General features: G+C 28.5%; 12 protein-coding genes. All 12 read left to right on the top strand.

From position 1 onward, the window contains the following. The first annotated feature begins 4 nt into the window (after nt 1-4). The 12 genes from CLPU_RS09305 to CLPU_RS09250 all read left to right on the top strand — a co-directional run bounded on the left by CLPU_RS09305 (nt 5) and on the right by CLPU_RS09250 (nt 12,930). On the top strand, nt 5-520 hold the full coding sequence (locus tag CLPU_RS09305; protein WP_050355383.1) for a flavodoxin family protein: 516 nt from the start codon (nt 5-7) through the stop codon (nt 518-520). A gap of 2 nt (nt 521-522) precedes the next feature. Further along, on the top strand, nt 523-1,740 hold the full coding sequence (locus CLPU_RS09300; RefSeq protein ID WP_050355382.1) for a coproporphyrinogen-III oxidase family protein: 1,218 nt from the start codon (nt 523-525) through the stop codon (nt 1,738-1,740). Nucleotides 1,741-1,899: 159 nt separating this feature from the next. Further along, nucleotides 1,900-2,595, top strand: coding sequence for a response regulator transcription factor (locus tag CLPU_RS09295; RefSeq protein ID WP_050355381.1), 696 nt, complete (start codon nt 1,900-1,902; stop codon nt 2,593-2,595). After that, nucleotides 2,592-3,503 (top strand): sensor histidine kinase, encoded by a 912-nt coding sequence (locus CLPU_RS09290; protein WP_050355380.1) that lies wholly within the window; start codon nt 2,592-2,594, stop codon nt 3,501-3,503. Before CLPU_RS09295 ends, CLPU_RS09290 begins: the two co-directional genes overlap by 4 nt. 85 nt (nt 3,504-3,588) lie before the next feature. Then, nucleotides 3,589-4,509 (top strand): ATP-binding cassette domain-containing protein, encoded by a 921-nt coding sequence (locus tag CLPU_RS09285; RefSeq protein ID WP_050355379.1) that lies wholly within the window; start codon nt 3,589-3,591, stop codon nt 4,507-4,509. Continuing rightward, a complete protein-coding gene (locus CLPU_RS09280) occupies nt 4,502-5,263 on the top strand; it encodes an ABC transporter permease (RefSeq protein ID WP_050355378.1) in 762 nt (253 codons plus the stop codon). Before CLPU_RS09285 ends, CLPU_RS09280 begins: the two co-directional genes overlap by 8 nt. Before the next feature lie 150 nt (nt 5,264-5,413). Continuing rightward, nucleotides 5,414-6,211 carry a glycerophosphodiester phosphodiesterase family protein gene (locus tag CLPU_RS09275; RefSeq protein WP_050355377.1) on the top strand — a complete coding sequence of 266 codons (798 nt, stop codon included), beginning with the start codon at nt 5,414-5,416 and terminating at the stop codon, nt 6,209-6,211. A 119-nt stretch (nt 6,212-6,330) separates the two neighbouring features. Continuing rightward, on the top strand, nt 6,331-6,774 hold the full coding sequence (locus CLPU_RS09270) for a GNAT family N-acetyltransferase (protein WP_050355376.1): 444 nt from the start codon (nt 6,331-6,333) through the stop codon (nt 6,772-6,774). Nucleotides 6,775-6,981: 207 nt separating this feature from the next. Further along, complete coding sequence (locus CLPU_RS09265) at nt 6,982-7,362, top strand: hypothetical protein (RefSeq protein WP_050355375.1); 381 nt, start codon at nt 6,982-6,984, stop codon at nt 7,360-7,362. Between the two features lie 278 nt (nt 7,363-7,640). Next, nucleotides 7,641-10,844, top strand: coding sequence for a glycosyl hydrolase family 18 protein (locus CLPU_RS09260; RefSeq protein WP_050355374.1), 3,204 nt, complete (start codon nt 7,641-7,643; stop codon nt 10,842-10,844). Between the two features lie 149 nt (nt 10,845-10,993). Continuing rightward, the gene (locus CLPU_RS09255; RefSeq protein WP_050355373.1) at nt 10,994-11,683 is read left to right on the top strand and encodes a response regulator transcription factor; all 690 of its coding nucleotides are present in this window, start codon (nt 10,994-10,996) and stop codon (nt 11,681-11,683) included. Beyond that, on the top strand, nt 11,680-12,930 hold the full coding sequence (locus CLPU_RS09250) for a sensor histidine kinase (RefSeq protein ID WP_050355372.1): 1,251 nt from the start codon (nt 11,680-11,682) through the stop codon (nt 12,928-12,930). Before CLPU_RS09255 ends, CLPU_RS09250 begins: the two co-directional genes overlap by 4 nt. Nucleotides 12,931-12,980 lie beyond the last annotated feature (50 nt).

Genomic DNA, 12,980 nt, shown 5'->3' with positions numbered 1-12,980 from the left:
AATGATGAAAATATTATTAACATATTCAAGTAAAACAGGAAATACTGAAAAAGTAGCAGAAGCAATAAAAGATATAATACCTGAGGATTTTCACTTCTGTAAAGTTCAAGATGCACCGAGTCCAGAAGAATTTGATGTAATACTTATAGGATTTTGGGTAGATAGAGCTATGCCAGATAGAGATGCTTTAGAATATATGCAAAAGATAAAAGGTAAGAAGGTAGGAATTTTCGCAACATTAGGAGCATATCCAGATTCACCACATGGAAGAGAAAGTATGCAAAATGCAAGAGATATAGTTAAAGAAAATGAAATAATAGGGGATTTCATCTGTCAAGGAAAAATAGATGAGAAGCTAGTAGAAATGTTTAAATCATTACCTGACAATCATCCTCATGCTATAACTGAAGAAAAGCTAAAGAGATATGAAATAGCAAGTCGCCATCCTAATGAGGAAGACTTTGAAAGAGCTAAACATATATTTAAACTAGCTTTTAAAAGTTTAGCTGTGGAAGTGTAAATATGTTTAAAGAAAGAGCAAAATCACATCATGCTTCTCATGGAATGATGATGTCTTATTTTAGAGGTAAAAAAAGTATTGGAGAGCATCTGCAAGAGGCTCAAACTGGTGACAAAGAAAATGCTATATATCTACATGTACCATTTTGTAATAAAATATGTACTTTTTGCACAATGAGAAGAAGCTTATGTAAACCATCAGAAGACTATGCAGATTTAGTTGTAAGAGAAATAGAGTATTATGCAAAACAAGAATATATAAAAAGCTCTAAGTATAAATCTGTATATTTTGGAGGAGGCACCCCAACAACTCTTGATGCAGATGAATTAGAAAAGATATTAAAAGCTCTTAATAACAACCTTAATATTGAAGATAATGCAGAAGTAAGTATAGAAACCACAATAACAGAATTAACAGAGGACAAGCTCAATGTGTTTAAAGAAAATGGAGTTAATAGATTTAGTATAGGAATTCAGACTTTTAATGATAGAGGAAGAATATTTTTAGGTAGAAAAGGTACTGGAAAAACTGCATGTGAAAAGATACAGAATATGAAAGAGATGGGCTTTAAAAATATAAACGTAGACCTTATATATAACTATCCAGATGAGGATACTAGTGAACTATTATATGATTTAGATACAATATTTTCTTTAGATTTAGGTGGATTTTCGTTTTATTCACTAATAATGATGGAAAACTCGCTACTTAAAAATAAAAATGTAAATGAAAATGATAAAGATTTAGAATTTTTCAACACTATATACAATAAATCATTATCTAATGGATTTTCATTATTAGAACTTACTAAGTTAGTCAATCATGATAATTATGAATATATAAGAGCACGTCATAAAGGAGCAGATACACTAGCTATAGGTGCCGCTGCTGGAGGAAATTTTGGAAATTTAGTATATGCAAATCCAGGAGATATAGATAAATATAGAGAGTATGTAGAAAACATTGAGAAAAATAATGCTGAAGGAATGCTTATGGATAGTAAGTATAAAAAAATATCTCAACTAGTTGGATGTATACAAGAATGTTATATTCCTATATGTGAATATGAAGATATATTAAAAGAAGAAGTTAGAGGCTTTTTGGATGAATTATTAGAAAAAGAATATTTAGTAAAGAAAAATAATAAATACAACATGACTCCAAAAGGTGTCTATTGGGGTAATAACATATGTGTTGAAATAATGAAATATATAAAATAGATAATATTTATAAAGACTGATTCTCAAAAATAGTGGATTATTTTTGAAAATCAGTCTTTTTTGTAATAATATTTTCTTATAATGCAAAATACATACAAATTTAACATTATTCTATTTAAAAATTGTATATACGTGCTATAATTACCTTGAGGTGGTAAAGTGGAAAAACTAGCCATACTATTGGTAGAAGATGACAAGGAAATAAATAACTTAATTTTCAAAGCACTACAAGAAGAAGGATATAATGTTATTCAAGCTTTTGATGGGCTAGAAGGATTTAAAATGTTTAATGAAGATGTAAGCTTAGTTTTGCTAGATGTAATGTTACCTTATATAAACGGGATAGAAGTTATGAAAAAAATAAGACAGGAAAGCAATGTTCCTATTATACTTTTATCTGCAAAAGATGAGGAGAGTGATATAGTTCGTGGACTAGAATTCGGAGGAGATGACTATATTTCTAAGCCATTTTCTATATTAGAGTTAAAAGCAAGAGTAAATTCTCGGCTTAGAAGAAATACAAACTATAATATTTCGCTAAATAAAGAGAAACAAATAAAAATAGGTAATGTTATTTTGGATTTAGATAGATATATTTTAATTAGAAATAATGAGAAAATAGGATTAACACCTAAAGAACTCAAAACTCTGAAACTACTAATGAATAATCCTAAAAAAGTTTTTACAAAAACTGAATTATTTGAATTAGTATGGAATGAGCCTTACTACGATAATGATAATATAATAAACGTGCATATAAGAAGATTAAGAAAAAAAATAGAAAATAATCCAGATAATCCAGAAATAATTACTACACTTTGGGGAATAGGATATAGGTTAGGAGATTTGATATGATTTTATTTTTATTTGCATCTATTTGCTTAAACATAATTTTGTTAATAGTAATTACTAGATTAATGGCACAATTTGAAAATATATCACATGATATAGATATATCTAAAAAAGAAGATTTTAAAGGAAGAATTCTCACACAAACACGATCTAAAACAATTAATGAATTGGTAGCAAAAATAAATAATATAATAGATCACTATGGAGAAATGAAGAGTCTGAAGATAGAGTATGAAAGAAACTTAAAAACTCTAATATCAAATATATCACATGACTTAAGAACTCCTTTAACCTCACTTATTGGGTATATGGAGCTAATTAAAACATCTAAAACTATGACAAAAGAGGACTTGAATGAATATTTAAATATTATAGAAGTAAAAGCATTATATCTAAAAAATCTAGTTAACAACTTTTTTATATTATCAAAATTAGAAACTTTGGAGTTACTTATAAATAATAAAGAATTTAACCTATCAGAAGCTATAAGAAAAAATGTAATACTATTTTCAGATAAAATAACTCTTTTAAATTTAACGCCAACAGTTACTTTACCGGAAAAAGATGTATTTATAACTTCTGATAAAGATATTGTTGATAGAATACTTAGTAATCTAATATCTAACAGTATAAAGTATGGTCGTGAAGGAAAAGTTATAGGATTATCATTAGAAGTGGAAGATGGACATGTATTAATAAAGGTATGGGATAAAGGTATAGGGATAGATGAAAAAGATGTTCCATATATATTTGACAAAGGATATAGGGTAGTAAAAGGCTATGACGATCTCGAAAGTAGTGGTATAGGACTTAATATCGTGAAGAAATTGGTAGAACAGGTAGGAGGAGAAATATCTGTTTTTAGTAAGCCTTATGAAAAAACAGTTTTTGAAGTGAAATTAAAAATGTAATTTTAATGTAAGTTTTGGGTAATATAGGTGAAATATTTATATTATACAATGGAACCATAAAATAATAGTAAGGGGTATAAAAATTATGGTTTCTGTACTTAGAACTTTTAATCTTACTAAAGAGTATAGGGGAATAGAGGTCGTCAAGGATTTAAATCTAAGTATAAATCAGGGGGAAATATATAGTTTTGTAGGTCGTAAGGGTTCCGGGAAAACAACAACCCTTAAAATGATATTAGGGTTAACCAAACCTAGTTATGGGGAAGTAGAGATTTTCGGAGAAAAAACTTTTTCAAGTAAAATGTATCCAAAGGTAGGATCTATAATAGAATTTCCAGGGTTTTATCTTAATTTAACAGCACAGGAAAATTTAGAAATACACAGAAGACTTATGGGAATCCCTAACAAAAGCTATGTAAAAGATGCTTTAGATATGGTTGGATTAAAGCTATCAGATATAGAAGATAAGAAAGTAAAGTTTTTTTCTTTAGGAATGAAACAAAGATTGGGAATAGCAAGAGCATTAATTCATAAGCCACAATTTCTAATATTAGATGAACCTACAAATGGACTAGATCCAATAGAAATAATAGAGGTTAGAGAGTTACTATTGAACTTATGTAGGAAAAGAGAAATTACTATACTAGTTTCTAGTCATACGTTGAATGAAATTCAACAGATTTCTTCTAAAATTGGAATTATACATAAAGGAGAGCTTTTAGAAGAGCTAGATTTTGAAACACTTCAAAATGGAAGTAAAGATTACTTAGAATTGAAGGTTAATAATATATATAGGTCTAGCTACATACTAGAGAATAACTTTAGCATAACAGATTATAATGTTTTGGGAAACAATAATATAAGGATCTATGAAAAGTTAGATTTAAGAGAAAAGATAAATAAAGAGTTAGTTTCAAATGATGTTGAAGTAAAAGAGATCTCGCTAAAAAGTAATAACTTAGAAGACTACTTTGTTAGGTTGACTGGGGGTAGTAGTGATGATTAACTTAATATACTCAGAGATATTAAAGTTAAAACGGCTTCACTTAACTATACTACTAGTAATAACAGCTATGCTTAATACGATATTTTTATCTGACGGTATGGGAATATTTTATGGACAAAGTATTAAATTAGAAAAATATTTATATCAAGTTGAGTTCATTTCATTCGCATTAATATTTTCTTTATTATTTATAAACATTTGCTCTTACATATTTTCAAGAGAATTTACTGATGGAACTGTTAATACTTTATATACATATCCTTTTTCTAAATATAAAGTATTTGTAGGAAAGATAATAACTATGTCTTTAATAATATCTATAGTTTACATAGTTCAATTTATCATTATGTTTATATTAATAGCATTATTTTCAAATGATACTATTACTAAAGAAATACTAAGATATCATATTAACGTTAACTTGTTTTCATTAATATTTCAAATTGTGCTAATTCCTATTAGTGCTTTCTTAGGTCTAGTAAGTAAAAACTTAGTTATACCTTTTATTTATTCCATAATAGTTTCAGTATTAAATATATATTTGCAGGTAAAATTACCAGAAAATCTAATCTACTATATTCCAACTCTATTTCCAACATTGAATGTACTAAAAACAGAAGCACTTCATAATAACGTACTATCTAACATTATCTCTGGAATTTTTCCTATATATACTTTGATAATAGCTATATTTACTTTTATATTATCTATGACTATGTGCTTAATATATTTACATAATAGTGATACTTATTAGGCTGTAATTTTATATGATTATTTCAAGTAATACATAAAGAGACAATCTTAATCACAAGGATATGGATTAAAATGGTTAATATGATATAATATACATAATGTGACTTATACTACAATCTAAATTAAAACTACATAGGAGGATATACAGATAATGAAAATTAGGAAGAGATTAGTAGCTGGTATTATATGTTTTATTTTTATATTTTCAACTTTTACTTCTCATACAGTGAGTGCTCAAAATGGAATATCTAGCTTACCAAGGTTAGTTGCTCACGCTGGTGGAGCTATATACGGATTTCAATATACTAACTCGATGGAAGCTCTTAATGAAAGTTATAAAAATGGATTTAGGTTTATAGAACTAGATTTTGATCTAACAACTGATGGCTATCCAGTGCTAATACACGATTGGAGCCATATGTCTGGTAGACTATTTATGGAAAAACCAAAATTATATTCATTACAGGAATTCATGACTAAACCAAAATTTTTGAATTTGACATTAATGAATGTGGACATGCTTGCAGGTTGGTTAGCCAATCATAGTGATGTTTTTATAGTCACAGATATTAAGAATAGTAATCTTAGTGTACTTAAATTAATAAAAGAACGTTATCCAAGTTTACAAAAACAGTTTATACCACAAATATACTCATTTGGTGAGTATAATGAAGTTAGAAAAATGGGATATGAAAATATTATTTTAACACTTTATCTTTCTCATGCAACTGATGATCAGATAGTAGAATTTGCTAGGGCAAACAGATTATTAGGAATTACAATGCCATCAAATAGAGGATTTACTACTTTGCCTAAAAGACTTTCAGAAATAGGGGTTCCAACTTATGTTCATACTATTAACGAATTAGCAACATATGAAAACTTGAGAAAACATAGTGTATACGGAATTTATACAGATTATTTTCAACCAAACCGTTGGGTTGAATAGATAAATTAAACAAGCTATCTTTAAAGTATACTTTTAATATATTTTAGAGATAGCTTATTTAAAATTTCTTAAAACGAAACATATGAGACGAAGATTTATATATAAAAGGAGAGATAGCAGTGCAGTGGGAAATTAAAACATTTCAAGATTTAGAGATATTAGAACTATATAATATCATCAAAGAAAGAATAGATGTATTTGTGGTAGAACAAAACTGTCCTTATACAGAGTGCGACAATAAAGATATTGAAGCTTTTCATCTCATGCTTAAAGATAAGGATAACATAATAGCTTACTTACGTATATTACCAAAGGGAGTATCATATGAAGAAGTTTCTTTAGGAAGAATAATGGTTTCGGATGGTTATCGTGGAGAGGGATATGCAAAAGAAATGATGTTAAAAGCTATAAAGTTTGTAGAAGAGGAAATGGAAGAAACAAAAATAAGGATATCAGCTCAAAATTATCTTGTAGATTTTTATAAGAGCTTTGGATTTAATATTGTATCAGATATTTATCTAGAGGATTCTATACCACATGTTGAAATGTTTTACGAAAAGTAAGAATAACTTAGATTTTTACCAAAATGTAACTTTTTGAATCTAAATTGCATAGATTACCCAGTAGAAGATATATATAAATATGTGATATAGTAAATTAATAAGCTACAAGTAGACTTAGTATTCTATATTAAGTACTATTTGTAGTTTTTTTAATTTAGGACGATTTATAGTATTATACTTTTATCAACATATTGGAGGTCGATATAGTTGAAGAAAACAGTTTTGATTGGAATATTAGGATTATTCTTATGTGGATTAGTGGGAGTAGGTATAGGCTATGGTATTAGTGTCTATATGACAGCTGATGATGAGTCTCAAGACACTATAGCTTCAGAAGCTATAAATAATGAAAGAAAAGCTTATAGTCCTAAAGAAATTGAAAAAATTTATAAGGAAAAACATAAAGATGTCATAGATATAGAAGTATATGGTGATGAGAAAAAGAAAAATAATAATACTTATTATTTATTAGAATACATATTTTTCTCTAAACCTAATAAGCCTAAAATAAATCAAATATGGGTGAATTCTAAAACACTTCAAACGTATAGCTATAAAGATTGGGAGTACTTAGAAAACTTAAAATAAACTAATATAATATGATGTTTTAAAATAAATAATGTTAAGCTTAAAAAACCTTTAGAGTAGATAGATAATGAATTTTTAATCTACTTTAAAGGTTTTTTATATTAGTAATGTTAATGAGATAAATGGTAATTATATACTATGAAAATAAGGCCTAAATCATAGCATGAGACTTTAATACTACTAGTTAATTAGGACAAGCAACTTATTGTCTAAAAATGTAAAAGATTATAAAATTTACATGAGCAACATAAAAATAAATTTTATTAGGGGGTAGTATTGTGAGAAAGAAGATTAGATTAACTTCAATTCTTATGGCTGTTATTTTTTCATTCATCTCTGTTTTTGGGACAACCTCTACAAATTTTGTAGAAGCTACTGGAGATGGAAGTAGTACAGGCTCTAAAAAAGTAGTGGCATATTTTCCTAACTGGGGAACATATAACTCAGCTCACCAAAGCTTTGAAGTTAAAGACATACCATGGGATAGAGTGACTCATATAAACCATGCATTTTTTACAATAGACAGAAACTTCAAACTAACATCATTAGATACATACGCAGATTATGAGAAACAGTTTGCTCATTCAGAAGGATGGGGTAAGTTGTCAGGTCATATGGGAGAATACAAATATTATAAAAACGTATACCCAAATGTAAAAGTATTAATATCTGTAGGTGGATGGACTAGAGGAGAAAACTTCCACGACATGGCTAAGACTAAAGAGACGAGAAAAGTATTTATAGATAGTGCAATACAATTTTTAAAACAATATCCTTTCATGGATGGTATAGACTTAGATTGGGAGTATCCAGGAGTAGATAGACCGAGGGATACTAATGACCAATATGATAGAGGATGTCCTGGAGGTCCAGAAGATAAAGAAAACTTCACACTTCTATTAAAAGAAATGAGAGAAGCATATAACGCAAATGGACTTAAAAATAAATTATTAACTATAGCAGCTCCTTCTGGATATGATAAATTACAATATCAGGAGCCTGATAAGTATCATCAATATTTAGATTTTATAAACGTAATGACTTATGATATGCATGGTGCTTGGGAAAAAGTTACTAATCATCATTCACCTTTATATCAAAATCCAAATGATCCATCTGGAACATCACCAGTAAATATAAAAGAAAAATACAATGTAGATACAGCAATGAAAATATTTGAGAATGAATATAATATTCCTGCTGAAAAACTGAATGTAGGAACTCCTTTCTACTCAAGAGGATGGTCTGGAATAGTAAAAGAAACAGGGGAAAATGGATTATTTGCAAAAGCTAATGGAAATCACTTAGGGGATTGGGATGATCCAGCTAATCCTTATCCTGGAGGACAAGAACCATGGTTTAAGTTGAAAAAATTAGAAACTACATCAGGATGGAAAAAATATAGAGATCCATATGCTAAAGCGCCTTATTTATATAATGAGTCTAAAGGTATAATGCTTACATATGAGGATGAAGAGTCTCTAAGGGAAAAAAGTAATTATGTAAAAGAAAATGGTTATGGTGGTTTGATAATATGGGAAATTTCAGGTGACGATAAATATAGTAATTTTCCTATGACTACTATAGCTTACAAAGAAATGACAAGTGGTAAAGTAGACTCTGTACTTAAAGAAGGTATTTTAAGTGTAGACAACAGTAAAAATACTGGTGAATATAAGTTAAAAGTAGCTATACCAAGATTAAATACAGCAAATAAATTTAAATTGTATGAAAATGATAAAGTTATAGAAGAGAAATCTATACAGCAAGAATCAAAAGAAGATCAAGTATTTGAATTTGACTTTAAAAAGGAAAAAGGAACTTACATATATAAATTAGAAACTTTAGACAATAAATCATCTTTAATAAGTAGAGATTTAAAAGTAGAGGTTACTGATCCATCATCTGGTGGTGGTAACAATGGAGGAGAAGAAGATCCTAATAGGCTTCCATTACATTCGTTTGTACCTTATGTAGATTTTACAGCTTGGCCACTTTTTGATATATCTCAAGTTGAAAAAACAGGTGCAAATAAATACGTTCTAGCTTTCATAGTATCAGAAGGTGGAACAAAACCTGTACCACGTTGGGGTGGATTCAGTGAATATAATTTGAACCATCAAAAAGATGTTATAAACAAGTTAAGAGCAAAAGATGGAGAAGTAATGGTTTCTTTTGGTGGAGCAAATGGAACTCCATTAGCGGTTACAGCTTCTACACCAGAACAACTTAAAGATATATATGCTCAAGTAATAGATGCTTACAATTTAAAATATATAGATTTTGATATAGAAGGAAGTTGGGTAGCTCATAAAGAGTCTATAGAGAGAAGATCAAAGGCACTAGCCCTACTTCAAAAAGATGAAAAATATAAAGATGTAAAAGTATGGTATACACTACCTGTATTGCCTACAGGTCTTACTAATGATGGTATAGAAGTAGTAAAATCAGCTTTAAAACATGGTGTAAAACTTGAGGGTGTAAATGTTATGACTATGGAATTTGGTCCATACTATGTACCATCTAAGCTTCAACCAGGAGAATTAGCTAAACATTCAATTTCAGCAGGAGAAAATCTAGTAAGAAACTTAAAAGATGCTTACAAATCAGTAGGAATAACAAAAACTGATGAAGAACTTTGGCCTATGGTAGGTATAACTCCTATGGTAGGACAGAACTTCAATAAAAATGAAGTATTCTATCAAGAAGATGCAAGAATTTTAACAAAGTTTGCTAGAGAAAAGAAGATAGGGCTTTTATCAATGTGGTCTATCAATAGAGACAAGGAAGATCCTAACGGACCTTGGAATCCTAATCCTTCTCACGACTTTAGTGGAATAGCACAGAAGGAATACGAATTTGCATCTATATTTAAACAATTTGAAGAAAAGGATGATGGTGGAGTAGTAATAGAACCTACACTTAAAGCTCCTAATATAGACGTGTTAAAAGGTCAAAAAGAAGGTGACTATACTATAAATGTAAAAGTGCCTTCTAACAATAAAGGAAACAATGTTAAAATATATGAAAATAACAAAGTTGTAAAAGAAGTAAATATAGAAGAAAATAAAGATGTACTTCAAGAAGTGAAATATTCAGTGGTAGGTAACAAAGTAGGAGAATATGTATATAAAGCTGTTTTAAGTGATGGATTAAGCTCAGTTGAAAGTCAAACTATTACTGTAAATGTAAAAGAAATAGATACTAGTTTACCCCAATGGGACCCAAGTAAAGTTTATCTTGGTGGAGAAAGAGTAATCTATAATGGATTAGAGTATGAGGCTAAATATTGGACACAAGGAAACAATCCAGAAGAATCTGACGCATGGAAACTACTAAGTGATGTGGCTGTAGAATGGAACAAAGATAAAGCTTACAATGGTGGAGATAAAGTAACTTATAAAGGAAATACTTATGAAGCAAAGTATTGGACAAAAGGTAATGTACCAGGGGAATCAGATGTTTGGATATTAATTAAATAAAGTGTAAAAAAAATCTAAACCGTACACCAAGACTTGATTGGTGTACGGTTTTAACATGTTCTTAAAATTCTATTTATAAGATTGTATTAAATCATCTTATATGGTAACTTTATGATAATCTATATAAAAATATATAAGTAGGTGATATGGTGACTAATATCTTATTAGTAGAAGATGATGAGTCTTTAAATAGAGGGATTAGCTTTAGACTGACTAAAGAAGGATTTAAGATATTTACAGCTGAAACAGTGAATAAAGCTAGAGAACTATTTTATAACGAAAACATAGATCTTATAATAATGGATGTAGGATTACCAGATGGTAGTGGTTTTGAACTTTGTAATGAAATAAGAAAAAATAGTGATGTGCTAGTACTTTTTTTAACAGCATGTAATCAAGAAATAGATATAGTTAGAGGATATGATGTAGGTGGAGATGATTATGTTACAAAGCCCTTCAGTCTTATGGTACTCATATCTAAGATAAACGCAATATTAAGAAGAAGTAACAAGGAGATACATGAAACAATAGTTTCTAGGGATATAGTCTTTTATCCTCAAGAAATGAAGGTTACTAAAAATGAAGAAGAAATTTGCTTAAGTAAAACAGAGTTAAAATTGATGAAATATTTAATAGATAATGCCCAACAAATAGTAACAAAAGAGCAGCTTTTATCACAGATTTGGGATAGCGATGGAATATTTATAGATCAAAACACTATTGCAGTTAATATAAGAAGATTAAGAGAAAAGATAGAAGATGACCCCTCAGAAGCTAAGTATATAAAGAATGTTAGAGGACTTGGGTATATATGGGCGGAGAGGTGTATGAATAGATGATTGAATATATTAGAAGGGATCCCCTTTTTAAAAAGATATTACTTATATTAACAATGATTTTATTGATATTAACTATACTTATTTTAGCCGTACACTATTATATAGTAGGAGACATACATAGAGAAAATGCGAGATTAACGTATAGCATTGTAGGTAGACTTACAACTATTTATCCAGAGGCCGAATTAGATATAGTCAAAAATGCAATATATACTCAGAGTGAAGAAGATATTAAAAAAGGTGAAGGAATATTAAATAAATATGGATACGATAAAAGTATAAATATATTTCATGATAATAATTTTAAAAAATACTCTTATAAACTTTTAAATATAGACATAGTACTTATGCTAACCATAATGACAATCAGTTATGTCTTCTACATGAAGTTTGTTAAAGCTTTTGTAGATAAAATAGAAATACTTTCTACTGCTATAGATAATATAGACAACAATAATTTCAAAATAGATATGGATTATGATGAAGAAGGTATATTATCTAGTCTGAATATTAGGTTTAAACAGATGACAAGAAGACTAGAATTAACCTTGAAAGAATTAACAAAGGAAAAAGAAAATATCAAGTCTCTTGTAACAGATATATCACATCAAATAAAAACTCCTTTGTCTTCAATAAAATTATTTAACTTTATATTATTAGAAAATGTTACTAATGAGGAAGAAAGAAGAGAATTCTTGGAAAGAAGTAAAAAAGAAATAAATAAATTACAATGGCTTACAGATTCACTTATGAAAATTTCTGCATTAGAAGCTGGAATGATTACACTTAATATAAAGAAAAGAGATATAAAAGAAACTATACTTGAAGCTATAAATGGAATATATATAAAGGCATTAGACAAGAACATTAGTATTAATACAGATATTAAAAACGTGGAAGTTTGCCATGACATTAAGTGGACTAAAGAAGCCATATTTAATGTTCTAGAAAACTCCATTAAATATACAAATAAAGATGGGCAAGTTAACATATCTACAATAGAAACAGAATTTTATTTACAAATAAATATAGAAGATAACGGTATAGGTATTCCCAGTAAAGAATTCAATGATATCTTTAAAAGATTTTATAGAGGTAAGTCAAAAGAAATCAATCAAATAGAAGGGTCAGGGGTTGGACTCTATCTTACTAGAAAGATACTTGAAGATCAAAAAGGAAGTATATTGGTAGATTCTAAAGAAAGGGTTGGAACAAAGTTTAGCATACTCTTACAAAAGAGTAAGTAGTTTATAAGGTTATAATTAAAGGCTACTCAATATTGAGTAGCCTTGTATAT

It is taken from the genome of Gottschalkia purinilytica, from assembly GCF_001190785.1.
Lineage (GTDB): Bacteria > Bacillota > Clostridia > Tissierellales > Gottschalkiaceae > Gottschalkia_A > Gottschalkia_A purinilytica.
This window is presented reverse-complemented; position numbering and strand designations above follow the sequence as displayed.

Bases quoted from the DNA above. Each gene is read 5' to 3' on its own strand.
- CLPU_RS09305 (WP_050355383.1), top strand. From the start codon at position 5: ATGAAAATATTATTAACATATTCAAGTAAAACAGGAAATACTGAAAAA.
- CLPU_RS09300 (WP_050355382.1), top strand. From the start codon at position 523: ATGTTTAAAGAAAGAGCAAAATCACATCATGCTTCTCATGGAATGATG.
- CLPU_RS09290 (WP_050355380.1), top strand. From the start codon at position 2,592: ATGATTTTATTTTTATTTGCATCTATTTGCTTAAACATAATTTTGTTA.
- CLPU_RS09285 (WP_050355379.1), top strand. From the start codon at position 3,589: ATGGTTTCTGTACTTAGAACTTTTAATCTTACTAAAGAGTATAGGGGA.
- CLPU_RS09280 (WP_050355378.1), top strand. From the start codon at position 4,502: ATGATTAACTTAATATACTCAGAGATATTAAAGTTAAAACGGCTTCAC.
- CLPU_RS09275 (WP_050355377.1), top strand. From the start codon at position 5,414: ATGAAAATTAGGAAGAGATTAGTAGCTGGTATTATATGTTTTATTTTT.
- CLPU_RS09250 (WP_050355372.1), top strand. From the start codon at position 11,680: ATGATTGAATATATTAGAAGGGATCCCCTTTTTAAAAAGATATTACTT.